Below are 25,742 nucleotides of genomic sequence, written 5' to 3' on the forward strand. Positions count from 1 at the left end.
ATTGCCGGCCCCACACTAGACTGAAATACGCCAAAGTAAGTTATTGCTATCATTGTCGCCAGTTTCCTGGTAGATTCGAAGCCGTGATCGAACCGCAGTGAGATTACAAACGACCGACAATGACAGCAAAACTGCAACCTTGCCCCTCGTACTCCTACCGTCTCCTCTTGTAATTGCCTTCCGGCAGCCCGAAGAAACGTCTTAATTAATTCAGCACTACCCCAGCAAAAATCGAGGTTTTATGATTTTACGCACACCACCGCCACCCCGTATCGGCTGGCACTACGACACCTATTTCCTGGCGCAATTGAACAAAACCAAGAAACAGGCTCCGCGTCTTAATATCCGCTAGTTCGGATACGCTCGCTAAACCTTAGCGACAAACGCTAATTCGCCGACGACCAGTCATGTAAGCCGAAAGCTTTATGGCCCGGGGTTTGCTTCCGAAACTAACGGAGGATAATAATCATGTCGGTGAAACACCAATTTACCATCTGCCCCACGCAACAACTTCCCGAACTCGGCAAATTTTCGTTTGAACTGCTCTATCGAGGCGCGCCGCAACATGCGGTCCTGATTCGCTTCCAAGGCGAGGTCTACGGTTATCTAAACCAATGCGTGCACATGCCCCGAACATTGGATTGTGAGAACAGCAACATTTTCGACGAATCGGGACGCTATTTGCAGTGTTCCATGCACAGCATTTGCTACGACCCAGTCAGCGGCGAGTCTTTAAGCGAAATTTGCCTGGGCAAAAAACTGACCGCGCTGAAAGTCAAAGAACAAGACGAATGGATTTACTTAGTGGATAAACGAGCCGCGATTACCGGTTGAGGCTTTGGCCCGGGGCGAAACAACCAGCATCGCCCCCTTTTATTTCAGACCGTTTTAGCCGTGCGCGGCGCCTTCCTTGATCTGTTGTTCCAGCTTTTCGTGCGCGCGCTCCAGTTTGGCAAACACTCTTAAAATATCGGTAGCGGACAATATGCCTACCAGTTTGTCTTTTTCCACCACAGGCAAAGCGCCGACCCGGTGTTCCGCCATCATTGCCGCTGCTTCCGACGCCGGAGTTTCCGGGGTAACGGTGTAAACGCCGCGGTGCATGATGTGCACGACTTTTTGCGAAACCACATGCAATTGACTGTTGTCTTTACTGGCCTCCACCGCATTGGAATTACTTTTTGGCCCCAGAGCTTTGTATAAATCCCGGTCGGAAACGATGCCGACCAATTTGCCTTTTTCAACCACTGGCAAATGGCGGATTTTTTCGTAATGGATCAAAAAGAACACGCGATCAATCAGATCGTGCGGTTCGACGGTAAATACCTTGGTAGTCATTAATTCTGCTACGCGCATGATGCTTCTCCAATAAAAATGTCTGTAAAAAAGTAAGTAAATTCTGACGCAATAGTGACACTATAGCCAGGCAAAATTTAGAAATATCGCATCGTCATGGATATGCACAGCCATTAAGTCGCGGAGAACAGGCCGTGAACCGTTAGCTCATGGAGTTTGAATGAACTCAATAAATCGTCCCGCCTAAATCCAGATAGGTCAGATAAAGCCGCATATCAAATTCCAACTGGTGATAGTCCGGTTCCATGTACTCGCATAATTTGTAAAACGCCTTGTTATGTTGTTTTTCGCGTAGATGCGAAAGCTCGTGGACGACGATCATTTTCAAAAACTCCGGCGGCGCAAGTTTAAAGATCGCGCCGATGCGAATTTCATTTTTCGACTTTAAATTGCCGCCCTGCACACGCGAAACCACCGAGTGCAAACCCAAGGCCTGATGTAATACATCGATTTTGTCGTCGTAAACAACTTTGCTGAGCGGACCGGATTGCCGCAGAAATTGATTTTTAAGAACCATCGTGTAGGCATAAAGCGCCTTGTCGGTCTTTATATCATGCGGTCGGGGGTATTTTTTTAGCAGCAGCGCGGGCAGTTTGTCGCTGTCGATCAGCGTATGGACTTGGGCGGTGATGGCAGGCGCATAGCCGGCCAGGTATTTTAACGGGCGCATAAGCTAAAACCACGCACCCGTTGGTTCAGTCCCATGGCGGCTCGTCTCCGTCATAGGCTACGAAGTTTTTATCGCTGGACCGAGTTGTTCCGCCGACTACGCTATCGGCTTTTGGTTTTCTCGATTCGTCGCTGGGCAATTGAGCAAGACCAGGCTCGGTTTGCCATTTGGCAAACAGCGCCATGTCTTTATTGGCGGGGACATACCATTTCTTAGCAGCAGCATCCCATCTGGCGCCCAGCGCTTTCGCGGCGTCCTTCTCGGCATAGGGTACGTTCAGGTAAGTTTTCGCGTCAGCCATTTACCGCAGCCGGTTCAAAATTAATTGCATCGCAATATTGTAAATCATTGCGTATGCAAACGACGCGGATAATCCAATCTTACCTGGTGAAAACCTCACGCTAAACGCGCTTTGCCGAAACAACGGCCGGTTCGGCCAAGCCGCTGGAAAATCAAATCTTACGGTTTTTTGCGATTCGAACCCATAGTGCTGGCAAACGTGGTCGCTGCGAGCAATGCTGAGGAAATAATAAAATCGCCCGAAATAAATTCGATAACGCCAGTAACAAACACCAGCCCGGTCAAAATGTCTTTGTGTAAGCGGTTCATGGTCGCTTCCCGAAGTAATAAACGCATTTAGACTATATGCCCGACTACATTAATTAACAATGACACTAAAAATACATTGATTAATCGCTAAAAGGAAACAACCAAATAAATCAACCCCCAAGCCGATTCAAACTTAAGCCCAATCACGCTTTTAAGATCAGCGACATAGACACCTCAAAGCTTGCGTGGCACTCCAAGCGGTTTACAGGCCGGTTTAACTTAGCTTATCTACCGCCTAGACGCCGAAACGGCAGCGCCAACAGGCCGACAAAGCCCAACTGGGCACTATCGCGAAACTCGGATAAACCTATCGTCATTTTGGTCTGCGCTTCTCGCGCTTGCGGACAATAGGTTTTAAATAATCTATCCCAACACGACAGCGAGAAGCCGTAATTGCTGTCGGTCTCAACTTGAAAGGCAGAGTGATGAATGCGGTGCATGTCGGGTGTCACTAGCAAATAGCGCAACCCGCTCTCGACCGCGGGCGGTAGGCCCACATTCCCGTGATTAAATAACGCGCAACCGTTCAATATCACCTCAAAAGCAATCACCGCGACAGAATCGGCGCCGAGCAACACCACCAGCGCGACCTTATAAAGCATCGACAGCATGATCTCCAAAGGATGAAAGCGCACGGCAGTCGTGGTGTCGAAATCCATATCGCTGTGGTGCACTTGATGCAACCGCCAGAACCAGCGCCAGCGATGGGCGGCAATATGTTGGGCGTAAATCGCCAGATCCAGCAGCAGCAGACTCAGCGTTATCGACAACCAACGCGGCACCGGCAACAGATTGAATAATCCAATTTGTTGTCCGGCTGCCCAGTTCGCCGCCAGCCAAGCCGCAGCACCGATACTGAGGCGCATCAACCCGACATTCAAAATCGCCAAGCCCAGGTTGACCGGCCAGCGTAGGCGTCGCTCCAAACTTAATTGGCGCTTGGGCCGAAACCACTCCCAAGCCGCCATTAACACGAATATCCCCAAAAACACGCCCAAGCGCACCATTGCTTCCATCACTGCCTCCGATAATACCGCGCCGCCAACTCATCCGGATGGACCCCGAAAAAATACCGCAGCCGCAAGCACCACATCAATAAAATCGTTCTGAGGATACCGTGTTGTTGCCAACGCCGTGCGGAAGTCACCACCTTAGCCTTCAGACAGCAAGGTTTGCCGATTTTTTTCAGCGCGGCACTGATGGCAATATCTTCCATCAAGGCAATCTGCGGAAAACCGCCCACGGCCCGAAAGGCCTGGCGGGTGATGAAGATAGCTTGATCGCCGGTAGCGATACCGGTCAACCGGGAGCGCGCGTTCATCAGACAGGCGATCAACTTAAAAATAGCTTGCGGGCTGTCGAACTGCACATCAAAACGGCCCCAAGCTGCGCCCCGCGCCACCGCCGACATAATCAACTCGACATCCCGTTCGGGCAGCCGGGTGTCAGCATGCAAAAACAACAACACCTCCGCTTGTGCATGTTCCGCCCCCAGATTCATTTGCCTGGCCCGGCCACGCTGACAGGGCAAAACCAGATCAACCAAAGGTTTGGCAATAGCCGGACTGGCATCACTACTGCCGCCATCGACCAACAGCAATTCGCAGCGCGTTCTGAGCGCCTGCAAGGCTTGCAATTTATCCGCAAGTTGAGCTGCCTCGTTGATCACCGGCATGATGATGCTGATTTGCGGTTTCATTGGGCGTGCATGGCGATGTTACTTGAAGTGACTCCACCTAAAGCCTTGCTGCGCTTTGCATTTAAGCCAGCACCCCGACAATCTCTCGAAAACACGCCAGCCCCGCCTCCACGTTTTCGATAATCTCGGCTACGCGTATAGCTCATCATTTCCTGCCCGGCTTGTTCGCCCAGGCTGCGATTAAAGTACACCCCGTTCTATCTCTTGCAAATAGATAAATTCCGGCGCTTTTACCCCGGCCTGTTTTCTAATTTCCACCAACTCCGCAGACTCGAAAAAACGCCGGGCCTCATCCAGCGAGGTCCAAGCAGAAAAGTGGACGATGTTATTGGCATCGTCATCATAGCGCAGCAGTTGGTAGCTGATTTCTCCGGCACGTTTTCTGATCCCGGCGGCCTGATCGAAAATCTGCTTCCAGGCCGGATAGGCGGCAACCTCATGGATGATTAATACGTGTGGCATGCAGACTCCCGCTTTTTAGTATGGCTCGCCGTCTTTGTGGGTGAATCGCCAATTGCCGTCAACCAGCAGCGCTTGCAAGTCATCGTCCGGGTAAATGACCGCATCCCCAGCGGTCCTGTCGCCGATTTCCAGGTACTGCACGTCTGCGTTCGAACGGTTCAGCAATTGATGCGCATTGCCGGTGCCGGCTTTAAATCCGGCGCACATACCCGGCGCAAGCGGTGTTTCACCTTCATCTGTGACCAGTGTCGGGTGACCTTGGAGTATGTAAATAAACTCGTCTTGCAGCGAATGCGCGTGGCGTAAAGCTGAACTGGCACCGGGTGCCAGCGTGGTTAGGTTGACACCAAAATTTGCCAGGCCAAATACCTCGCCGAGGCGGCGCTTTTCTCGCCCCGCCACGCGCGAAGCAAACGGCTCCGGGTAGAGTGATGTAGTCCGTGCCGTCACATCTGCCGCCGGCACGGCGATTGGAGTATGTTTAGCGTTCATGCTTATCCTGCAAGTAGAAATCCGCGCGCAGAGCCTAAGGCCTCACACCCGGTTTTTTTAAAATCCGGTGGATATTAGCCCAGGCCTCTGACCGCGATGGCCGAGTTGGCTGGCCTCCTTAACAAGCACACCGCTACCCCAGAGCGCCGATATGATCAAGCTCGCCTGTTCCGCAGCGGTGCTGGAAAAAAAGTTGACCTCTGCGGCTCGCTCAGCGGAAACAGACAGAAGATTGCCTTGCAGACGCCGCGCCAGCTCTTTTGCCACGGCGGTGGCCGGGTCGATTATCGTCAGGTCCGGCCCGACGATTTCGCGAATCAGCGGTGCCAGAAACGGGTAATGCGTGCAACCCAGCACGATGGTATCCGCGCCAGCCCGCAACAGCGGCGACAGGTAACCGACCAAAAGCTCCCGCGTGGCCTCACTGTGTAATTGTGCCTTTTCAACTTGTTCGACCAGACCGGGGCAAGGCTGTAACAATATTTCGATGTCTTTACCGTAGGCCGCACACAGCCGGGCTACGCTAGGGCTGGCTAGTGTGCGACTGGTGGCCAGCACACCGACCACCCCGGATTGTGTGGTTTGCGCGGCCGGTTTGATGGCGGGCTCCATCGCCACCACCGGCACCGGACACCAAGCACGTAGCTTTTCGATTGCGACCACCGTGGCGGTGTTGCACGCTACTACAATCGCCTTCACGCCGGCGTCGAGCAGCAGTTCGGTAATCGTTGTCGCTCTATCCGCAATAAAATCCGCATCCCGGTCGCCGTAGGGCGCATAGCCGGAGTCCGCCACGTAGAGCAAGTCTTCCCTGGGCAGTTCCGCGCGGATTGCCCGCAACACGGATAGGCCGCCGACACCGGAATCGAATACGCCAATAGGGGCATCAGTGTGCGACGCTGTCATCGATGGATGCTGCATTTTATTAAGTTGATCAGGCTTGGCGCTGTTGCAAATACGCTTCGTTAAGGCGGATGGCTTGCAAGGCCGCCGGACGCGCATAGATCCGCGCCACATAATCTTCGAACAACGGGCGCTTGTCGATGGTGCCAAACATCATGCCCCAACCCAACTGCGAGCCGACATATACATCCGCCGCGGTAAATTGCTCACCGCAAATATACGGTCCGGGCAACAGCGCTTTTTCGACAGCATTGATTGCTGCCTCGTAACTGCCAAAGCCGACAAAGCCATTCTTACCCTCAGGCACCTGCCAACCCAGCGCTCTGGCGGTAACGGCCTGCTCCAGCGGACCGGCCGCGAAAAACAGCCACCGAAAATAATCGGCGCGCGCGGGATGGTTGACGGCCGGCAGCAGATTTTTCTCCGGAAAACGATCAGCCAAATACGCGCAAATGGCGGCGGTTTCCGTGACGAGCGCAGCGCCGTGTTTCAGCGCCGGCACTTTGCCCAGCGGATTAACAGCCAGATAGTCGGCGTTTTTCATCGCGGCGCCGAACTCCAGCCAGACCGTTTCGTAAGGCTCGCCCAGTTCTTCCAGCATCCAGTGGGCGATACGGCCACGCGACTGCGGATTGGTATAAAACACCAGATCATTCATTGTGCGTTCTCCTTGGGGGGATGTTGAACTAAAGCCAATATGGCGCGGGATTTTACACCGATAAACTTGACCGGACTCAGACGATCTTTTGGGGCCAGCGTAGATTTTGACCCTTCAGGAAAAATATTGAGCGACTATCCCAGCGGCTCCAGTGCAGTCAGTGCTTCGGTCATTACCCGTTTGAACTCGGCGTAGTCGGCCTGATTTAAACTGTCCTGCTCGAGCGAAATACAAAATTTAGTCGCGGCCTGTTCCACACGCCTTACCCCCAAGTTAGCGGCGACGCCTTTCAAACCGTGCAGCATATCTCGCGCCATTTGAAAATCCCGCTTATCCAGCAAATCACCCAGCTCTATCAACGTTCTTGCGGTGCTATCTCTGAAACTACCCAGCAACTCGCTCAAAAAACCTTCGTCGCCATCCAACAGATCCAGGGGATTGCTGAAGTCAAAACCGGGCAAATCCCGTAAGCTAAACGCTGAAACGTCACGCTCATTTTTAACGGCCCCGTTTGCCGAATCGCCGGCCGGGCCTCGACCTATCTGCCGGCACAACACCTCAACCAACTGCATCGGTTGAATCGGCTTAACCACAAATTCGTTCATGCCGCTGGCCAGGCATTTGTCCCGCTCCTCCTCGGTCACGCCGGCGCTCAGCGCGATAATCGGCAGCGCTTTATAATCCGGGTTACGGCGGATTTCTTCGGTGGCGGCCAGACCGCTCATCACCGGCATATGAATATCCATCAACACCGCATCATAAGCGTGCTCTGCCAGCAAGGCCAAGGCGTCGCGACCATTGCCGGCAAGATCGACACTAACCCCGCATAAGGCCAAAAATTCCTGCAAAATTTTCTGATTGATAGCATGGTCTTCGGCCACCAAGATACGCATGCCCCGCAATGCGCTACCTTGCTCGGCAAGCGCCTTCGTTAAGCCAGCGGCCTGGGTTTCGGTATGTGGCCGCACCGCCGACAAGTCGGCTTGCTGCGCGGCAACACCAAGCACTAAGTCAAAACTAAAATTCGACCCCAGCCCCGGAGTACTTTCGACATGAAAATCGCTGCCCATCAATTGCAGCAGCTTTTGGCTGATGCTCAAGCCCAGCCCGGTACCACCGAAGCGACGAGTAATCGACGCATCCAGTTGGCTGAAGGATTGAAACAACTTGGGCAAGTCGGTTTCGGGAATGCCGATACCGGTATCCACAACGCTAAATCGTAGTCTGGCTTGAGCCTCGTTTAAATCCAGCAAGGCCACCCGCAAACTGACACTGCCGCGCTCAGTAAACTTGAGCGCATTACCCAGCAGGTTGGAGAGAATCTGTTGCAAACGCAGTGCATCACCGACCAAACTTAAGGGTACGTCCGGCGCGACTTCTATCTTGAAGTCCAGACGTTTTTCCGCTGCGTACAAGGCAAACAGACTATGCAAATTATCCAACACATTATTCAGGTTGAATTCGACCTGCTCGACACCCAGTTTACCCGCCTCCATTTTGGAGAAGTCTAGAATATCGTTGAGTATGCCGAGTAAACTTACCGAACTGCTGTGAATCTTTTGCAGATAATCCCTTACCTCATCGGATACCGGCTTATTCAACGCCAGCTGCGACAAACCGATCACTGCGTTCATCGGCGTGCGGATTTCGTGCGACATGTTCGCCAGAAACTCCGATTTGAAGGCCGCCATGCTCTCGGCGGCTTCTTTGGCCTCAATCAAGGCCTGTTCCACCCGCTTCTGTTCGCTAAGATCGCGAACCACGCTTTGTAACACCAGGTGGCCGTCCAGGCTAACGCGCGCCAGCGTCACCAAAGCCGGAAAAATACTGCCGTCGGCACGCCGATGTAGCCACTCGAACTCCAAGTGGCCGTTTTTGATCGCCGTAGTCATATACTCGTTCGCCAATTCTACTGAATCCCTGCCGTTTGCCTGGTTTAGCGGGGAAACCTTACCTGGGTGCAAGCGGCAGAACTCGGAAACGGCGTCGTAACCAAATAAATCCAAGGTGGCTTGATTACAATCCAGAAATCCGCTGTTGTCAGCCATCATCACCGCATCATGCGAACTATTGAACAGCTTCCGATATTTCAACTCACTTTGCCGCAGCACTTCCTTATTGGCTTTGGCTTGCGTAACGTCCTCAGCGATGAACCAAATATAATTGTGATCCTCGCTGCCGGCGACCTTGGTACCGCTCAATTGCAATGACACCGGCCGCCCTCTTTTATGAATAAACGTAGCTTCGTCGGAGCCATATTGCCCGGTTTTTGCCAACCAGTTTAATTGCTCGTCCAAACTCTGCTCTTTATCGGCGGATAAGCTCAGATAATCGAGCCGTTTAAGTTCTTCTTCCGTGTACCCCGTCATGCGTTGGAAAGCATGATTGAATTCAACGAATTTGCCGTGTACATCCAGCAAAGCTATGCCTAAGGGCGATAGTTCGTATAAATCTCGAAGCTTTTGGCCTTTCTCCGCCAAGCGGATATACGCATTTTTTAAGCTTGAGTTTGCCGCATCAAGCTCGGCGGTACGCTGATCGACTAGTGCCGCCACCATCGCCGCCCGGCCGGTGGCCGATAACAGGTACACGCTTAACAGCATGGTAAACAGCAATCCGCCTAGTAAGACCATCCACGGTAGCCAGGAGGCATGTGTCGAAATGAACACGGCTTCAGGCTGGACAACAATTTCCAGCAACCGATTGCCAAAACGGATGGAATGCCTGGACTCGTTTAGGCCGGACGTCAACGATTTCAGCACCCCGTGTAACGCTATGGCGTGGTTTTCCGCATCGTAATAGAGTAACGCCACGTTCATATCGTCAAGATTTAAGCCTTGCATGGCCGCGTTCACTAAGGAATCGATACGCACCACTGTGGACAAAAACCCGCTAAACGCCGGCTCCGAGCTTTTGGCATTAGCAAGATATACCGGCATCATCAACAATAAGGCTTGGTTGGCTTGCCCGTCTTGTACCAGTTGAATAGGCCGGGTGACGCTGACTGCTTGACTGGCCCTGGCTGCCGTCAGAGCTTCTCGGCGATTGGACTCGGAATTCAAATCAAAACCCAACGCCGGTTTATTGGTTGATAAAGGCTCGATGTAGGTGACCGGGAAATACTCGGCACGCTCATTAGCCTTGATAAACTGGCGATCCGCACCCAGCTCCTTGATCGTAAAATCTTTATATCCTTCATCGCGGAACGACTGTTCGTAAGACGCCCGCTGTTCGTTGGTGATCTGCGGTACCCAGCTCAGCGCTTGAATGTGCGTATTCTGTGTCAGCACGCCATTCGCAAAAACGCCGAATTTATCCCGGTCAACCGGCCCCGCCGCTTGAAAAAAACTATTGAGTGAAAAAGACGCGTTTAGCACTGCGGAAAAATTCTCCGCCAAGGCTTTATTGATCGCAGTGGCATTGCTGTCAAATTGCAGTTGCAGCCGACTGTCTTCCGCTCGCAAAACCAGCAGGAACGTAACGATCAGCCCGGCCAACATGGCCACCAGAGGCATAGCTACGCCTATCAGCCTTGGCCGCCAGAGTGCTCTTGGCTCTGCAAACAAGCAAAAAACCAAGGGGGATATAATGATGGACCCCAAACAATCGCCTATCCACCAATTCCACCAAGCAACCAAAATGTTGGCATGGCTTAAAACACCAAATCCAAGCAAGGTGCTGACCCCGACGGAGGCGGCGATCAAGCAACTCAAAGGGCCAGCTAATAACACATACCGAAAATTTTTTTTGCCGTTATCCAGACGCGGTGCGCCTTGCTCCAGAAAGCGTTGCGACAGCCAAGCACCGAACAATGCTTGCAAAGTACTACCGACAGCAATGCCCAACGCCACAAAAACCGTCTGTGGGGTCAAATAGCCGCTTAAATCGTATCCATAGAACAGATTTGTCAGGAACGATCCACACCATATTGCCGGCCAGACTTTCTTACCCCAAAGCAATAACGCAGCCAATGCAATCCCGGCCGGCGGCCAGATCGGACTGGCATAGCCCGGCGGCAATGCCAGGCGTAGCGCGGCCCAACCCGCCACGACCATACTTACTGTCACAAAAATATATCGGTAAAAGCTCAAACGCATTCCTTCTCTGCCCAACAAGCTAAGAAAAGTGAGAGAAGGTGATTATAGGTCAAATGCTTTGCTAGAGATGCGGATAGGCCAAAACCTGAACCATCCGATATTAGAAAGCCTCATCGCCAATCCAGTTTAGCAACTGGGCTCCCGCCGGCGCGGGAGCGACGATATTTAAGGAGCGGGGATAGTTTTATAGACAGGCGCTTAGCCTGGTAAGGTCGCCATATCAATCACAAAGCGGTATTTCACGTCGCTTTTCAACATGCGTTGATAGGCATCATTGATACCGGCCATCGGAATCAGCTCAATGTCGGAAACGATGCCGTGCTCAGCGCAGAAATCCAGCATTTCCTGAGTTTCGCGGATGCCGCCGATCAGCGAACCCGCCAGTGCGCGGCGGCGGAAGATCAGGTTGCCGACATTCGGGGACGGATGCGGCTCGGACGGCACACCAACCAGACACATCGTGCCGTCGCGCTTCAACAGACTCAGATATTGATCCAGATCATGCTGCGCGGCGACGGTGTTTAAAATGAAATCGAAGCTATTTAAATGCTTTTCCATTTCGTCGGCATGTTTGGAAATTACCACCTCGCTAGCCCCTAAGCGTTTGGCATCGGCTTCCTTGCCAGGCGAAGTCGTAAACAGTACGACTTCCGCGCCAAAAGCGTGCGCGAACTTCAGTCCCATGTGACCCAGCCCGCCCAAACCAACGATTCCAACTTTGTGGCCTTTGCCGATTTTCCAGTGCCGCAACGGCGAATAGGTGGTGATGCCGGCGCATAGCAAGGGGGCTACCGCTGATAGCTCCAATTTATCGGAAACATGCAACACAAAACCCTGATCGACCACGATCTGATTGGAGTAGCCGCCGTAAGTCATTTTGCCGGTATGTTTATCCGGGCTGTTGTAAGTGAATATGGTGTGGTCGCAAAACTGCTCCTGATGATCCTGACAATCAGGACAAACGCCGCAGGAATCGACCATACAACCCACCCCAGCCAAATCACCCAGCTTGAAATTGGTCACTTGAGAGCCGACTTCCACGACTCTGCCGACAATTTCGTGGCCCGGCACTATCGGAAACGTGGTGCCGCGCCATTCGTTGCGCACCTGATGCAGATCGCTATGGCAAACCCCGCAATAGAGAATTTCGATACGCACATCCTCTGGGCCGGGTTGCCGCCGCTCGAAATGAAAAGAGCGTAGTGGGGTTTGCGGGTTGTAGGCAGCATAGCCAACCGTTTTAAGCATATCGATCTCCAGCGTTTTGAGGGTGCACTTAATGCCCGCGCTAGCCAATTAACTTGACCGGACGGGGCAACAGCCAATTCCGGGTGCTAACTCGTCAATTTCAAATACTTCTGATACAGGCTGTCCTTATCCTCGACCACATCCGGATCCTTATCGATACAATCCACCGGACAAACTTCCATACACTGCGGTTTGTCGTGGTGACCTATGCATTCGGTACATAGGGACGGGTTGATCACGTAAATATCTTCGCCTTGCGAAATCGCGCCGTTCGGGCACTCCGGTTCGCAGACATCGCAGTTGATACAGTCGTCGCTGATAATGAGCGCCATGATTACTCCTCGGAAAATTTTTCGGTTAAGCGTTGTTTGACGACGTCCGGCACGAAGCTGGACACGTCGCCGTTCAGTTGGGCGATTTCGCGGATCATGCTGGACGAGATGAATTCGTATTGTTCGGCCGGGGTTAGAAATACCGTTTCAATATCGGGCGACAGGCGGCGATTCATACCGGCCAATTGGAACTCGTACTCAAAGTCCGACACCGCGCGCAAGCCGCGGATAATCACGCTGGCTTGATGTTGTTTGGCACATTCGACCAGCAAGATGTCGAAACCAATCACGCTGACGTTGCTGAATTCCGTGACCACTTCCTGAATCAAAGCGACGCGTTCTTCTAAGGTAAACAGCGGCTTTTTGCCACGACTGACCGCAACGGCAACAATCACATGCCGGTAAAGCCGAGAGGCGCGGTGGATCAAGTCCAGGTGACCGTTGGTGATGGGATCGAAGGTGCCGGGATAAATCGCGGTAATGTTCATCGGCTTTAGAAACAGGCAAAAGCGGCTTATTTTAAACCATTCGCCGCGGCAAAAGTATCCGATTGCTTTTGCAGCAGGTTATAGCTGACTTCGCCGGCCGTCTTGGCTTTCAGCAAGCGCCAATCGGCTGGCAAATTGTCCAGCGGTCGATGACGCTCGCATTCCAGATAGATTTTGGCGTAATTGGCCAGCCAACCCTTGCTATCCAACAGTAGGCAGGCCTGACCGATCAAATCCTGTCCGAACGGCGGATCCAGGAACACCAAGTCGAAAGGCTGCGCCGGTCCGTTTAAAAACTGACCGACATCTTGCTGCACCACCTTAATCTGCGTTGCCGCCAATTTGGCGACGTTCTCGCGCAGCTTTTGGCAACTGGCCGGGTTGTTTTCCACTTGCACGACCTGCTTGGCACCTCGGGAAGCGGCTTCCACGCCCAAGGCGCCGCTGCCGGCATACAGGTCCAGGCAGCGGCTACCTAAAATGTCGGCTTGCAGCCAGTTGAACAAGGTTTCCCGCACCCGCGACGGCGTCGGCCGCAAGCCGGGCGCGTCGTCGAATACGATTTGCCGGCTACGCCATTCGCCACCGATGATGCGGACTTGATTCGACATACTTACTTACCGGCACCGACCGTCACAGTTTGCAACAATTCCGGTTTTACCCGGCGTTTGAAAGCATCCTTAATTTGCTCGATGCTGACGGCTTCGACATTGCTTTGAAAGGTATCCAGATAATCCAAGGGTTGCTGATAAAAGCCGATCATCGCCACGTAGTCGGTCAACTTACTGTTGGTATCGAAACGCATCGCAAAGCCGCCGGTGATGTTTTGCTTGGCGGCGGTCAGTTCCTTATCGCTCGGACCTTTATCCAGAAACTCATTGAAGGTCTTCAGCAAGACATCCAAGGCCTGCTCGGTCTGATCGTTGCGGGTTTGCAAACTCATCATGAACGGTCCTTGCCGATACATCGGCGCGAACACGCTATAAGCACCGTAGGCCAAACCGCGCTTCTCCCGCACTTCTTCGAACAGACGGGAAACCATGCTGCCGCCGCCCAAAATGTGGTTACCGACATACAAAGCAAAATAGTCAGGGTCTTTGCGATAGGTGCCGGGCAAACCGACCAGGACATGGGTTTGCGTGGACGGAAACTCGATGTGCTGTTTGCTGGCTTTGCTCGGCATTGTTACCGCCGGAATTTCGGCGGGTTTGCTACCGACCGGCAATTTGCTTAGCACCTGGTTAGCGGTTTGCTCTGCTTGTTCGCGACTGACGTCGCCAACGATGACCACCATAGCGTTGGCTGCCACGTAGTATTTTTGATAAAAGCTTTTCAGATCGTCAGCACTAAAACCGGCCACCGTTTCCACCACCCCCGTTTCGGGATGCGCGTAAGGATGATCGCCGTAGAGTGCTTTGTTGAAGGCAATACCGGCCAACTCGCCCGGTGATTCTTCCCGATGTTTCAAGCCAGCCAGGGTACGCGCTTTTTCGCGTTCAAAGTCGGCTTGGTTAAAGGCAGGCTTGCTCAACACGGTTTCGAAGGTCGCCAGGGCTTTGTCAAACAAGGCTTTCTCGGTTAGGGTCCGTACCGCCAGCCAAGCCATGTCTTCGCTGACACCGGCCGAATAATTGGCGCCTACCGATTCGAAATGCTGAGCAATGTCATCGGCGCTCAACTCGCCGGCACCACTGTCCAGCAAGGCGGAGGTCAGCGCGGCGACGCCGAATTGCGCATCGTCGCGGGCACTGCCGGCATCGAATACCACCCGCACATCCACCATCGGCAAGCCGGCTGTGCGCACGTAATAAACCCGGCTGCCTTGCGGAGTTTGCCATTTTTCGATTTTGGCGGCGGACCAGACGGTTTGGCTCAACAGCAATAGCGCCAAGCCGATTAAATTAAAACGCATGATGGCCTCCTATGGCTTTTGCTGGTTTGGCGGCTTGGGTGATCGGTTGCGGGTCTAGATAAGCGACGGTGAGCGTATCCTCGATCAAATATTTCCGTGCCACGTCCCTGACCTGTTCAGCGGTGACTTGATTGATCTTGTCCACATACTCGTCGGCTTTCTGCCAACCGATACCCACGGTTTCCAGAGTACCCAGCTGCATGGCCTGATAGAAGTTGGAATCCTTTTGATACACCGCGCTAGCAAGGACTTGTGCCTTGATGCGTTGCAATTCGTCCTTGGCTATCAGTTCGTTCTTCAATTGATAGACTTCGTCCAGCAAGGCGTATTCCAGATCGAAGACGGTCTTGCCTTCGGCAGGGGTCGCTTCCAGCAGGAACATCTCGGGTAAGCGCGAGGTAAAATCATAACCCGCACCAGCCGATACTGCGATTTGCTTGCCCCTGACCAGACGCGAAGACAAGCGGGCGCTATCGCCGCCGTCAAGCACCCCCGCCAATACTTCCAATGCGTAGGCTTCCCATTCCGGCTTGGCGGTTTTTAAAACCGGCACTTTATAGCCCATCATCAGGTAGGGCAGTTTGGCTGGGGCTTTGACGGTAATCCGGCGTACGCCGCGTTGCTCGCTTTCGTCTTGGGGTTTTACCGGTTTCAACACACTAGGTTGCAGCGGCGCGAAATATTGCTCGGCGAGTTTTTCCACTTGCAGCGCATCGACGTCGCCCACCACCACCAGTGTGGCGTTATTCGGCGCGTACCATTGCTGATACCAGGCTTGCAGGTCTTCGACCTTATAATTGGCAATATCGGACGGCCAACCTATAACCGGATTTTGGTAGGGGCTGTTGGTGAATGCGGTGGCCATGAATTGCTCATGCACTTTGGCGCGCGGCTGGTCATCGGTGCGCATTCGCCGCTCTTCGGTGACCACTTCGAGTTCTTTTTTCAGTTCCTCGGCTTTCAAATCCAAATTGCGCATCCGGTCACTTTCCAGTTTAAAGCTGATTTCCAGACGGGACTTTTCCAGGGTTTGGAAATAGGCGGTGTAATCCTGACCGGTAAAGGCATTTTCGTTGCCGCCGTTTTCGGCGATGATCCGGGAAAACTCGCCGGCCGGATATTTTGCGGTGCCTTTGAACATCATGTGTTCCAACATGTGCGAGATACCGGTGATGCCGCCGGGCTCGTAACTGGAGCCGACCTTGTACCAGACTTGCGATACTACCACCGGCGAACGATGATCCTCCTTTACCAATAGTTTCAAGCCGTTGCTAAAAACATGTTCGTGTACCTTGCCGGCCTCGGCATGCGCCGCGACAGCAGGGCAAAGCAGCGCTAACGCCGCGAGCCTATAGTTCATAAATCCCTCGTTGACTAAAAGATGGTGAGCGCTTGTGATTATTTTAATAATCAATGGTTCACTGTTATTCTATATGTTTAAAGACCTGCAAATCCATTTGGTACTTGATGACCGACACAACCTCCGCGCTATCCTGGAAAGACTACTTAGAACTCTGTAAGCCCAGAGTCGTGGCATTGATCGTGTTTACCGCCGTTGTCGGCATGCTGCTGGCCGTGCCGGGCATGCCGCCGCTGGATAACTTTTTCTACGGCAGCATAGGCATCGCCCTAGCGGCCTCCTCGGCAGCGGCTATCAATCATTTCATCGATCAAAAAGCCGATGCGCAAATGGGCCGCACCAAGAATAGACCGCTACCCACCGGACATTTGAACTCTCACCAGGTATTGGTGTTCGCCAGTCTGATCGGCTTTGTCGCCATGGCCATCTTAACCATCAAGATCAACGTGTTGACCGCCTTCCTGACCTTTTTGTCGCTGATCGGTTACGCGCTGATTTACACGGTATACCTTAAAAAAATGACGCCGCAAAATATCGTCATCGGCGGCGCGGCCGGCGCGGCGCCTCCCGTATTGGGTTGGGCGGCGATCACCGGCGAAGTACATCCGCATGCTTTGCTGTTGTTTTTGATTATCTTCGTCTGGACCCCGCCGCATTTCTGGGCCTTGGCAATTGCCAAGCGCGAAGAATACGCCAAAGTTGCCATTCCTATGCTGCCGGTAACTCACGGCGTGGAATTCACCCGTCTGCAAATTTTGCTGTACACCATCCTGTTGCTGATCTCCACCCTGCTGCCTTATCTGACCGGCATGAGCGGTGTGATTTACCTACTGGCTGCGGTATTGCTGGGCTTGGGCTTTATCTATTACGCGATTCAAATGATGCGTAAGAAAGACAATAAAACCGCGATGCGCACCTTCGGCTATTCCATTGTTTATCTGATGCTGATTTTCGCGGCATTGCTAATCGATCATTATTTCCCACTGTCATTCTCATGAGTTTGTCTACCCAGGAACACCCGTTCGCGGAATTTATCAAGATACTCGGCAAGGGCAAAAAAGGCGCCCGGCCTCTGACCCAAGACGAAGCCTACCGGGCCATGCAAATGATCTTGGCCGACGGCCAGGTTGAGCCGATTCAACTTGGCGCATTTTTGATGCTGATGCGCGTCAAGGAAGAAACCTGCGAAGAGCTGGCCGGCTTTGTGCAAGCCGCGCGGGAGAGTTTTGCTTTCGAATCCAAAGTGGCTGTTGATCTTGACTGGTCGTCTTACGCCGGCAAACGCCGCCATCTGCCCTGGTTTTTATTATCCACTCTGCTGCTGGCCGAAAACGGCATCAGAGTCTTCATGCACGGCGCCGGCGGCCACACCCAAGGCCGTTTGTATACCGAGAACGCGCTGCAAGCCCTAGGCATTAAGGCCGCAACATCGATATCCGAAGCCGGCCAACAGTTGCAGCAAGACAATTTCAGCTATCTATCGCTGGAATATATTTGCCCCAAACTGTACGACATGATCAATCTGCGGCCGATTATGGGTTTGCGTTCGCCGGTACATACTTTGGTTAGATTGTTGAATCCGTTCGACGCCACAGCCAGCATTCAAGGCATCTTTCATCCCAGCTACCGGCAAGTGCATCAAAAAGCCGCATTGCTGCTTAATCAAAAACACATGGCGGTGCTAAAAGGCGAAGGCGGCGAAACCGAGCGCAATCCGGATGTGGAATGCCTGGTGCAAAGCGTCAATGACGGTGAACTTAACGATGAAACCTGGCCGGCCTTATTTGAACGCCGGCACATGAAAGCCGAAGACATGGACCCGCAGTTATTGGCGCAATTCTGGCGAGGCGAGTTTAACGACGATTTTGGTGAAGCAACCGTGATAGCGACTGCGGCGGTGGCATTGAAGCTGCTCGGGAAAGCCGACGACCAAGAACAAGCTCAGCAATTGGCGACGGACTTTTGGGCGGCGCGAAATCGGCAGCGTTTTTAAATCTCAGGACAACCGCGGTTTAGAAAGTGAAATAGTTTAGCCTGCTTCCAGCGGCGGGTGGCTGAAGTTAGGAATCCCCTTGATGTAGTCGCGCTGCATATGCAGGTATTGCAGACCCATCAGCGTGGAAATATCGTCGTGATCTATCCAGACCACTTTCACCTCGCCTTCCAGATTCAAATGCTTATAGTCGAATCTAGCCACCGTACCGTCCGGCACTTCAACTCTGCCCAACATGCGTATCATCAAGCCGTCCACCGAGACATTTTCGGTGTTGAACGCATAGTCGGTATCGTTGAAAACGATATGGCCGGGCGCGGTCATATTTTTGCGGTAGGCGCGGCGGCTGTAGAGTAAGTTATCGGTATCGTAGGACAGGTTACGAAACTCGATGGCAATTTCAAACCCGTCTTCGGTCGCTTCGGCGCGCGCCATTTCAGCCTCGCCGGCCAAGCGCATACTCGGCAGATAAAAATCGACTATCGGCGAAACTTGCAAAGCATTGAAAATGTCTTTGATGTCGTTGACCTGGGGATTAACCTTTAACACCGCCAGCAACCCGGACAGCGACAGATTCACGACCCAAATCTCGTGCTCTTCAAAGCCCAGATACAATAATCCCTGGCTGGTCAGATTTTTGCGGTAGGCGCGATTTTCGGTCGTTGGCATAATAATCCTTATATTTACAGGGCCTTCTAAGCGCGAGCCCATTTTACAATCTGATGCGTTGGGATATGAAAAGCAGAACAATTTGTCTCGCAAGTCTAGCGGTTTTATCGGCCTGCACAACCATGCCGCCGAAAAACCCGGAAAATATCTGTCAAATTTTCCGGGAAAAAGACGACTGGTATCAAGCAACCTTAAGCTCCGCGCGGCGCTGGGGCGTGCCCATTGCGGTGCAGATGGCCATCATCAACCAGGAATCCAGCTTCGTTGCCGACGCCCAGCCGCCAAGGCCGTTGATTTTAGGGTTTATCCCCTGGTTTCGTGCCAGCAGCGCTTACGGCTATCCGCAAGCCAAGGACGAAACCTGGGCAGACTATCAGCAAAAAGCCGGCAACGGCTGGGCCGATAGAGAGGATTTTGCCGACAGCTGCGATTTTGTAGCCTGGTATTGCGCGACCAGCAACCGCAAGCTGGGCATCCCCACCTCCGATACTACCAATCTGTATTTAACCTATCACGAAGGCTTAGGCGGCTATCAGCGCAACAGCTTTTTATCCAAGCAATGGTTAATGAACACCGCGCAAAAAGTCCATCAGCGAGCCTTGCGTTACGACGCGCAACTGGCAAGCTGCCGACAGGAGCTGGAACAAAAAAACTGATAAACTAGCCGCCCCAATCATCTAACGGGAGTTTTCATGAAATCCACGAAACAACGTGTTATCGCCATTTTAATCGCATTTATTACAGGATTTGCTATGTTCTCACTGGCCAACGCCAATGCCCCAACCCCAGCCGAAAATAAAGCCGCCGGGGAAAAATTTCTGGCCGAAAACGCCAAAACCGCCGGCGTGGTAACCACCGCCAGCGGTCTGCAATACCTGGTCTTCACCGAAGGCACCGGCGCGCAACCCAAAGCCACCGACAACGTCACTGTCCATTACAAAGGCACCACCATAGATGGCAAAGAATTCGACAGCTCCTACGGCCGCGGCGAGCCCGCCACTTTCCCACTGAACCGAGTCATCGCCGGCTGGACCGAAGGTGTGCAATTGATGAAAGAAGGCGCGAAATACCGCTTCTTTATTCCTTCTAACCTGGCTTATGGTGAGCGTGGTGCCGGGCGGGATATTGGGCCTAATGCGGCGCTGATTTTTGATGTTGAGTTGATTAAGGTCAACTGATTTTTGGTGTCGCTAACGCGACGGTTTATTTAGAAGTCGGGTCTCGGCCCGACAGCCGAGACACTTTCTTTTGCTCCGCCAAAAGAAAGTATCCAAAGAAAAGGCGGCCCGGATGCCGCTTGCTCCCTGCGCTCCTCGCTTTCGTCGGGGGTTGACGAAAGGGGCTTCCTGCCCCTTCGGCAACGCGCCGCATCCCTGCGGCGCCCCTTCGGGCTATTCACTCGGCACCTCCCTGTGCCTCGCCCTTCGGGTGCTGCGCATGCAAATCGGCTATCCTGCCGATTTGTCCCGCCAAAAGCTCCGGTGCTCGGCGCGGCATACGGGGTAAACCCATTCCACAATCCAAGATCAAACCAACATACGTCGAGCTTCGTCCTTAAGCATGCTGGAATATTGTTTTTGGCTCGAACAAAATCTGGATCCTTTTTCCAGCTAAACTTTCCCCTGAATTGACATAACATGTATATCACCCGATACGGGGAGGTATCCAGAAACTATCTAATCACTTGTTAGGCGTTGCTACCCGTCACGCAAGGACATCACAAATGAAGACGATCATCGTAAAATGGAAAATCAAGGAATCGGAAACGATCCGGATTTTGAAATTGCTGCCGGAACTGGTCGAGAAGAGCAGGAAAGAAGAAGGCAATCTTTTCTACTCGATCTACCAGTCGGAAAACGATCCCAACGAACTGATCCTTTACGAGCAATACACCGATGCCGCTGCTGCGGAAACGCACAAGCAATCGGAACACTACCAGCGGATCGTTGTGAACCAAATCGTCCCGCATCTTGCCGTGCGCGATGTAACACCTGTGAAGGAACTCCAATAAGAAAATTTGCCTGAACCAAACATCACAACCAACAAACCATCGGAGAAGTTATGTCAAAACAAGTATTAATCATCGCATCAAACGCCAACGCCATTGGTCCAAATAAACGACGAACCGGCATTTTTTTACCGGAGGTGGCACATCCCTACGCTGAATTCGACCGGGCAAAATACCAAATCGACTTTGCTAGTCTGACCGGCGAGGCCCCGTATCTGGACGCGCTGAACCTGGCTGATGATCCAGACAATTTGTCCTTTCTGGTGGGGAAAGGATGGGCTGCGATGCAAAAGTCCAGGAAACTTTCGGATGTGAACGTCAGGAATTACGACGCCGTTTTCGTTCCCGGCGGTTTGGCTCCGATGGTTGATATGCCGGAACATCCGCTTCTGAAACAGGTCATCAAGGAGACGTTCGAGAGAAAAGCCATCTTGGGCGCCGTCTGTCACGGCCCGGTATCTTTGCTCAATGTGAAACTGAGCAACGGAACCTATCTGCTTGCCGGAAAGAACATCAGTTCGTTCACAAACGACGAGGAAGATAATTACGCCAAAGCGGATGTGCCGTTTGAATTGGAAACCGCTCTGACCAAACAAGGCGCGATCTTCCATAAAGCGGGACCGTGGCAGGCTCATAGCATTGCCGATGGAAATCTCGTCACCGGCCAGAATCCTGCCTCTGCCAAAGGCGTCGCCGAAAAAATGATCAAGCTGTTGGAAGCCGTCTGAAGCAGAGCCGTAGGTCCGATTAGCGCAGCGTAATCGGACGCCTGTTGGATTAAATCTATCGGAGCATTTCGCTAGCCAAACGATGCTTGGAAGATCCTTCTTTCCTCCGAATACGCTTCGCTATTCGGAGCTACTCCAATGAGGCTACATTTTTTCAAACTCAAACCCCGCAAATCGCGCGAGGGTTTTCTCCCGTATGCCGCGCCGAGCACCGGAGCTTTTGGCGAGAATTGCCCGAAGGGGTGCGGCAAGGATGCCGCACGTCGGCGGAGGGGCTGGGAAGCCCCTTCTGCCGACCCTCGATAAAAGTTCCGGCGCGCAGGATCAAAGCGGCATCCGGGTGGCCTTTTCTTTGGATACTTTCTTTTGGCCAAGCAAAAGAAAGTATCTCGGCTGTCGGGCCGAGACCCGACATTAAATCAAGCCGTCGCGCCAGCGACACAACAACAAAACCCTACGCCAACACCCTAGCAAACAGCCTGTGAGAATACTCCTGCTCCCGCTGCAAGATAGTTTCGTTTTTTATATCCTTGAGTTTTTTCACCAAAACTTCCCCGGTTTCCGGAAAGAAATACACCTTGCGGGGATATATACCGAGCATGTCGTCAGCGAGGACCGGAATGTTCCGGCCGGCCAGATAACTGCGTAAAAACTGAGCACTACGAGCGCCGACATTGTTACGCTGCATGCCGTTAAGTATGTTGCCACCACCGAACACCTTAGCTTCCAACTCGCTCTCTTCCGCCCCCATGTCGACCAGATGATTGATGAAATTATCCATACCGGCACTAGCCATGTTCTCCATGCGTTGGTTGAGTGGCTGGTCTTCGTTGACGTTCACCACCATGAATTGATACATCCCGCCTATGCCCAGCCGCCAATCGCGAATACAGGCAATCACACAGGACCCCAGCACGGTAACAATAAGCTCGCCGGAATCGGTAACACAATATTCGCCGGGAGTGATTTTGCAGGCACGGATGCGTTGGTGCGGGTCGTAGTAGGTTTCGGAGTATTTTTGCGGATGCATAGCCAGGGCCGTCTTCAGGGTTGTAGAACATTGATGCTTATCAAGCAATAAATCGGCCACTACGCGTTTTGCTTGCCGCCTCAAATCTTTAGCATTTCAACGCGCGCGCTTGCCGAAGCGATTGTAAAACGCTTTGACAACTATTGATTGATTTAGTTATCTGCCTTGGTTGCGCAAAACGCAGGCGCCAAGGTGGTCGACACTCAGAACTACCCTCGAGCCGGAGTGGTGCGTAGCGCTCCCGATTGGCGCAAGACTGATTTTGTTATTACCCCACCCGAGTCGTTACCGGCAAATCCTTCGGCAGACCGAGCGAATGATGTCGAATGGAGCCGTTGTTTGCAGTGTTGCTATAAAAATATCCGCCGCAGTAGCAACACATTTTAGTATCCTAGCCAGCCATTCCGTACCCAGCCCGTAGACCATGACCCAATACCAATTGTTCGCCACCACGCCGAAAGCGATGGAAGGTATTCTTGCCAACGAAATCAAAGCCCTGGGCGGCCAGAACGTCCGGGAAAAAATGGCCGGTGTTTCCTTCGATGGCGATCTGGCGCTGGCTTACCGCGTCTGTTTATGGTCTCGCACCGCCAACCGGGTGTTTCTGCCCTTGAGCAGTTTCGAGGTCAAGTCGCAGCAAGATTTGTACGATGGCGTCAAAAAAATCAACTGGTTCGAGCATATCAAGCCCGACGACAGCTTGGCGGTATCATTCAGCAGCAAGAACAACCCAGCCATCAATAACACCCATTTCGGTGCCTTGAAAGTCAAGGACGCCATCGTCGATCAGATGCGCGCCAAGTTTAATAAACGGCCCAATATCGACACCGACCGGCCCAGTATTCGCGTGAATGTTTATCTACATAACGAAACTGCGCAACTCAGTCTGGACTTATCCGGCGAGAGTTTGCACAGACGCGGTTACCGTGACGTCAACATTGCCGCGCCGATCAAGGAAAACCTGGCAGCGGCGATCTTGCTGCGCGCCGGCTGGCCGACAATTGCCGAGCAAGGCGGTTCGCTGCTCGATCCGATGTGCGGCTCCGGCACCATGTTGTTAGAAGGCGCGATGATTGCCGCCGATTATGCGCCGGGTTTACAACGCGATTATTTCGGCTTTCTGGGCTGGAAAAAACACGATGGCGCGCTTTGGCAAAGCCTGCTGGACGAAGCCAAGCAACGCCGGGATGTTGGCTTGAGCAAAATGCCTGTTATAGTCGGTTTCGATCAGGACCGGCGCACCGTGGTAGCCGCCTTGCAGCACGTGGAAAATGCCGGCTTGGCAGGCAAGATTCATATCGAACGGCGCGACATCGGCGATGCAACAACGGCGGAAAGTTGGCCCAAAGGCTTGATCGCCTGCAACCCGCCCTACGGCGAACGGCTGGGCGACGAGGCGGAAACCTCCGAGTTGTATCGGCGCTTTGGAGAGGTGCTGAAACAGCGCTTTGTAGGCTGGCAGGTGGCGATGATCATCAGCAATCCGGAATTGGGTTTTCGCTTGGGCGTACGTTCGCAAAAGCCGATTACCTTGTTCAACGGCGCGCTGGAGTGCAAATTGCTGCGTTTTAATATCGAAGAACAGACCTTCTTCGAACCCAAAGCCAAATCCCAGCAAGAACGCATCGAGCAAATCAGCCGGCGTACGGAGACTGAGCAACCCGACAATCAGGCGGAGATGTTCGCCAACCGCTTGCGTAAGAATCTGAAAAAAATCGGCAAATGGGCCAAACAAAATCAGGTCAGTTGCTACCGGCTGTACGATGCGGATTTGCCGGAATATGCGGTGGCGGTGGACGTTTATCAAAGCGAGAAAACTTGGGTCAATGTGCAGGAATACGAATCGCCGAAAACCATCGATCCGGCCAAGGCCAATCAACGCCTGGCTGGGGCGATGGTGGAAATCCCCAAAGTATTGGAAATACCCAAAGAGCAGGTGTTTTTAAAAATCCGCCGCAAGCAGAAAAGCACCGATCAATACGAGAAACAAGGCGAATCCGGCCGCTTTCATGTGGTCGAGGAAGGCGGTTGCAAGTTTTGGGTGAATTTTGAAGATTATCTGGATACCGGTTTGTTTCTGGATCATCGGCCGATCCGTTTATTGATACAACAACAAGCCAAAGGCAAGCGCTTCCTGAATCTGTTTGCTTACACCGGCAGCGCCAGCGTGCATGCGGCGGTGGGCGGCGCGGCCTCCAGCGTCACGGTGGATATGTCCAACACCTATCTGGACTGGGCCAAGCGCAATTTTGATTTGAACGGCATTCAAGGCGATCACAAGCTGCTGCGCGCCAATTGTGTGGAATGGCTGGCGGAACAGGCCGGCGCCAAAGACAAACTGCAATTTGATCTGATCTTTCTCGATCCGCCGACCTTTTCCAATTCCAAGAAAATGGACGAAGCCTTTGATATTCAGAACGATCATCTGCATTTGCTGCGCAGTGCCGTTGCCCTGCTTGCGCCGGGCGGCGTGCTGTATTTTTCGACTAATTTCCGCCGCTTCAAACTGGACAGGCAAGCCTTGGCGGATTTGCAGATAACAGACATCAGCGCGAAAACGATTCCGGAGGATTTCGCCCGCGATCAAAAAATTCATTATTGCTGGAGGATTACTCGATGAGCGAGTGTTTGCATATCATCGTCAAGGGCCGAGTTCAAGGCGTGTATTTTCGTGCCTACACCCAAAAACAGGCCGTGAAGTTGAATATAAAAGGTTTTGTCAGAAACCTGGCCGACGGCAGTGTCGAAATCGTCGCCAGCGGCCATGCGGAGGAACTACAAAAACTAGTGGCTTGGTGCCATAAAGGGCCGATATTGGCTAAGGTTTCAGAGGTAATTGCTAACACTTATGATGCAGGCGAGCATTTTGAGGTGTTTGAGGTTAGGTAGGTGCTCTAATGTCAGGCGACATTTTGATTCGCTCAACTTAATAGCTACGTCTCAATCTTTAACCTGGCAACCGGTTACCTGCTACTTATCTATGCAAACAACTTCTAAGCACCTTCCCCCCCAAATCGGATTACAATAG

At 52.7% G+C, this 25,742-nt stretch carries 28 protein-coding genes; 9 read left to right on the forward strand and 19 right to left on the reverse strand.

The features are described 5' to 3' along the window. The first annotated feature begins 468 nt into the window (after nucleotides 1-468). On the forward strand, nucleotides 469-834 hold the full coding sequence (locus ACR64Q_RS18625) for a Rieske (2Fe-2S) protein (RefSeq protein WP_020484491.1): 366 nt from the start codon (nucleotides 469-471) through the stop codon (nucleotides 832-834). A gap of 54 nt (nucleotides 835-888) precedes the next feature. Here ACR64Q_RS18625 and ACR64Q_RS18630 read toward each other — a convergent pair whose 3' ends face one another. The 17 genes from ACR64Q_RS18630 to ACR64Q_RS18710 all read right to left on the reverse strand — a co-directional run bounded on the left by ACR64Q_RS18630 (nucleotide 889) and on the right by ACR64Q_RS18710 (nucleotide 16,286). Further along, on the reverse strand, nucleotides 889-1,356 hold the full coding sequence (locus ACR64Q_RS18630) for a CBS domain-containing protein (RefSeq protein WP_020484490.1): 468 nt from the start codon (nucleotides 1,354-1,356) through the stop codon (nucleotides 889-891). 166 nt (nucleotides 1,357-1,522) lie between these two features. Beyond that, nucleotides 1,523-2,026: a M48 metallopeptidase family protein gene (locus ACR64Q_RS18635; protein WP_313732672.1), complete on the reverse strand. Its 504-nt coding sequence runs from the start codon at nucleotides 2,024-2,026 to the stop codon at nucleotides 1,523-1,525. A gap of 25 nt (nucleotides 2,027-2,051) precedes the next feature. After that, nucleotides 2,052-2,327: a DUF5710 domain-containing protein gene (locus ACR64Q_RS18640; RefSeq protein ID WP_313732673.1), complete on the reverse strand. Its 276-nt coding sequence runs from the start codon at nucleotides 2,325-2,327 to the stop codon at nucleotides 2,052-2,054. A 158-nt stretch (nucleotides 2,328-2,485) separates the two neighbouring features. Then, nucleotides 2,486-2,662: a hypothetical protein gene (locus ACR64Q_RS18645; RefSeq protein WP_020484487.1), complete on the reverse strand. Its 177-nt coding sequence runs from the start codon at nucleotides 2,660-2,662 to the stop codon at nucleotides 2,486-2,488. A 197-nt stretch (nucleotides 2,663-2,859) separates the two neighbouring features. Further along, the gene (locus ACR64Q_RS18650; protein ID WP_313732674.1) at nucleotides 2,860-3,651 is read right to left on the reverse strand and encodes a sterol desaturase family protein; all 792 of its coding nucleotides are present in this window, start codon (nucleotides 3,649-3,651) and stop codon (nucleotides 2,860-2,862) included. Further along, the gene (locus ACR64Q_RS18655) at nucleotides 3,651-4,334 is read right to left on the reverse strand and encodes a TIGR04283 family arsenosugar biosynthesis glycosyltransferase (protein WP_313732675.1); all 684 of its coding nucleotides are present in this window, start codon (nucleotides 4,332-4,334) and stop codon (nucleotides 3,651-3,653) included. The genes ACR64Q_RS18650 and ACR64Q_RS18655 overlap by 1 nt, the downstream gene beginning before the upstream one ends. A 180-nt stretch (nucleotides 4,335-4,514) precedes the next feature. Then, nucleotides 4,515-4,796 (reverse strand): antibiotic biosynthesis monooxygenase, encoded by a 282-nt coding sequence (locus ACR64Q_RS18660; protein ID WP_313732676.1) that lies wholly within the window; start codon nucleotides 4,794-4,796, stop codon nucleotides 4,515-4,517. A gap of 15 nt (nucleotides 4,797-4,811) precedes the next feature. After that, on the reverse strand, nucleotides 4,812-5,288 hold the full coding sequence (locus ACR64Q_RS18665) for a cupin domain-containing protein (RefSeq protein ID WP_313732677.1): 477 nt from the start codon (nucleotides 5,286-5,288) through the stop codon (nucleotides 4,812-4,814). A gap of 57 nt (nucleotides 5,289-5,345) precedes the next feature. Beyond that, a complete protein-coding gene (murI, locus tag ACR64Q_RS18670) occupies nucleotides 5,346-6,194 on the reverse strand; it encodes a glutamate racemase (protein WP_313732678.1) in 849 nt (282 codons plus the stop codon). 28 nt (nucleotides 6,195-6,222) lie between these two features. Beyond that, nucleotides 6,223-6,849 (reverse strand): glutathione S-transferase family protein, encoded by a 627-nt coding sequence (locus tag ACR64Q_RS18675; protein WP_313732679.1) that lies wholly within the window; start codon nucleotides 6,847-6,849, stop codon nucleotides 6,223-6,225. A gap of 134 nt (nucleotides 6,850-6,983) precedes the next feature. Next, the gene (locus ACR64Q_RS18680) at nucleotides 6,984-10,946 is read right to left on the reverse strand and encodes a CHASE domain-containing protein (RefSeq protein ID WP_483823394.1); all 3,963 of its coding nucleotides are present in this window, start codon (nucleotides 10,944-10,946) and stop codon (nucleotides 6,984-6,986) included. Nucleotides 10,947-11,144: 198 nt separating this feature from the next. After that, on the reverse strand, nucleotides 11,145-12,194 hold the full coding sequence (locus ACR64Q_RS18685; RefSeq protein WP_313732681.1) for an NAD(P)-dependent alcohol dehydrogenase: 1,050 nt from the start codon (nucleotides 12,192-12,194) through the stop codon (nucleotides 11,145-11,147). 86 nt (nucleotides 12,195-12,280) lie between these two features. Next, nucleotides 12,281-12,526 (reverse strand): YfhL family 4Fe-4S dicluster ferredoxin, encoded by a 246-nt coding sequence (locus tag ACR64Q_RS18690; RefSeq protein ID WP_020484474.1) that lies wholly within the window; start codon nucleotides 12,524-12,526, stop codon nucleotides 12,281-12,283. Nucleotides 12,527-12,528: 2 nt separating this feature from the next. Next, a complete protein-coding gene (gene coaD / locus ACR64Q_RS18695; protein ID WP_020484473.1) occupies nucleotides 12,529-13,014 on the reverse strand; it encodes a pantetheine-phosphate adenylyltransferase in 486 nt (161 codons plus the stop codon). Nucleotides 13,015-13,040: 26 nt separating this feature from the next. Beyond that, nucleotides 13,041-13,625 carry a 16S rRNA (guanine(966)-N(2))-methyltransferase RsmD gene (rsmD, locus tag ACR64Q_RS18700; RefSeq protein ID WP_313732682.1) on the reverse strand — a complete coding sequence of 195 codons (585 nt, stop codon included), beginning with the start codon at nucleotides 13,623-13,625 and terminating at the stop codon, nucleotides 13,041-13,043. A gap of 2 nt (nucleotides 13,626-13,627) precedes the next feature. Then, nucleotides 13,628-14,926 (reverse strand): M16 family metallopeptidase, encoded by a 1,299-nt coding sequence (locus ACR64Q_RS18705; protein WP_313732683.1) that lies wholly within the window; start codon nucleotides 14,924-14,926, stop codon nucleotides 13,628-13,630. After that, on the reverse strand, nucleotides 14,916-16,286 hold the full coding sequence (locus tag ACR64Q_RS18710; RefSeq protein WP_020484470.1) for a M16 family metallopeptidase: 1,371 nt from the start codon (nucleotides 16,284-16,286) through the stop codon (nucleotides 14,916-14,918). Before ACR64Q_RS18710 ends, ACR64Q_RS18705 begins: the two co-directional genes overlap by 11 nt. 107 nt (nucleotides 16,287-16,393) lie before the next feature. Between ACR64Q_RS18710 and cyoE the strand changes: the two genes are divergently transcribed. Both cyoE and ACR64Q_RS18720 read left to right on the forward strand, forming a co-directional pair. Beyond that, on the forward strand, nucleotides 16,394-17,284 hold the full coding sequence (gene cyoE / locus ACR64Q_RS18715) for a heme o synthase (RefSeq protein WP_313732684.1): 891 nt from the start codon (nucleotides 16,394-16,396) through the stop codon (nucleotides 17,282-17,284). Beyond that, nucleotides 17,281-18,279 (forward strand): glycosyl transferase family protein, encoded by a 999-nt coding sequence (locus ACR64Q_RS18720; protein ID WP_313732685.1) that lies wholly within the window; start codon nucleotides 17,281-17,283, stop codon nucleotides 18,277-18,279. The genes cyoE and ACR64Q_RS18720 overlap by 4 nt, the downstream gene beginning before the upstream one ends. 36 nt (nucleotides 18,280-18,315) lie before the next feature. Here ACR64Q_RS18720 and ACR64Q_RS18725 read toward each other — a convergent pair whose 3' ends face one another. Beyond that, complete coding sequence (locus tag ACR64Q_RS18725; RefSeq protein ID WP_313732686.1) at nucleotides 18,316-18,948, reverse strand: PilZ domain-containing protein; 633 nt, start codon at nucleotides 18,946-18,948, stop codon at nucleotides 18,316-18,318. A gap of 65 nt (nucleotides 18,949-19,013) precedes the next feature. On the opposite strand from ACR64Q_RS18725, the gene ACR64Q_RS18730 reads away from it, so the two are divergent. The 4 genes from ACR64Q_RS18730 (at nucleotide 19,014) to ACR64Q_RS18745 (ending at nucleotide 21,684) form a co-directional block, all read left to right on the forward strand. Continuing rightward, the gene (locus ACR64Q_RS18730) at nucleotides 19,014-19,604 is read left to right on the forward strand and encodes a transglycosylase SLT domain-containing protein (protein ID WP_313732687.1); all 591 of its coding nucleotides are present in this window, start codon (nucleotides 19,014-19,016) and stop codon (nucleotides 19,602-19,604) included. 36 nt (nucleotides 19,605-19,640) lie between these two features. Continuing rightward, complete coding sequence (locus tag ACR64Q_RS18735; RefSeq protein ID WP_020484465.1) at nucleotides 19,641-20,126, forward strand: FKBP-type peptidyl-prolyl cis-trans isomerase; 486 nt, start codon at nucleotides 19,641-19,643, stop codon at nucleotides 20,124-20,126. A 545-nt stretch (nucleotides 20,127-20,671) separates the two neighbouring features. Then, complete coding sequence (locus tag ACR64Q_RS18740) at nucleotides 20,672-20,959, forward strand: putative quinol monooxygenase (protein WP_313732688.1); 288 nt, start codon at nucleotides 20,672-20,674, stop codon at nucleotides 20,957-20,959. A 50-nt stretch (nucleotides 20,960-21,009) separates the two neighbouring features. Next, on the forward strand, nucleotides 21,010-21,684 hold the full coding sequence (locus ACR64Q_RS18745) for a type 1 glutamine amidotransferase domain-containing protein (protein WP_313732689.1): 675 nt from the start codon (nucleotides 21,010-21,012) through the stop codon (nucleotides 21,682-21,684). Between the two features lie 454 nt (nucleotides 21,685-22,138). Here ACR64Q_RS18745 and ACR64Q_RS18750 read toward each other — a convergent pair whose 3' ends face one another. Next, nucleotides 22,139-22,774 (reverse strand): chemoreceptor glutamine deamidase CheD, encoded by a 636-nt coding sequence (locus tag ACR64Q_RS18750; RefSeq protein WP_313732690.1) that lies wholly within the window; start codon nucleotides 22,772-22,774, stop codon nucleotides 22,139-22,141. A 364-nt stretch (nucleotides 22,775-23,138) separates the two neighbouring features. Between ACR64Q_RS18750 and rlmKL the strand changes: the two genes are divergently transcribed. Together rlmKL and ACR64Q_RS18760 are read left to right on the forward strand one after the other, a co-directional pair. Continuing rightward, nucleotides 23,139-25,334, forward strand: coding sequence for a bifunctional 23S rRNA (guanine(2069)-N(7))-methyltransferase RlmK/23S rRNA (guanine(2445)-N(2))-methyltransferase RlmL (rlmKL, locus tag ACR64Q_RS18755; protein ID WP_313732691.1), 2,196 nt, complete (start codon nucleotides 23,139-23,141; stop codon nucleotides 25,332-25,334). Then, entirely contained in the window at nucleotides 25,331-25,603 is a 273-nt protein-coding gene (locus ACR64Q_RS18760; protein ID WP_020484458.1) for an acylphosphatase, read from the forward strand. The genes rlmKL and ACR64Q_RS18760 overlap by 4 nt, the downstream gene beginning before the upstream one ends. Nucleotides 25,604-25,742 lie beyond the last annotated feature (139 nt).

The sequence above is a fragment of the Methylomonas sp. 2F7 genome (assembly GCF_057126975.1).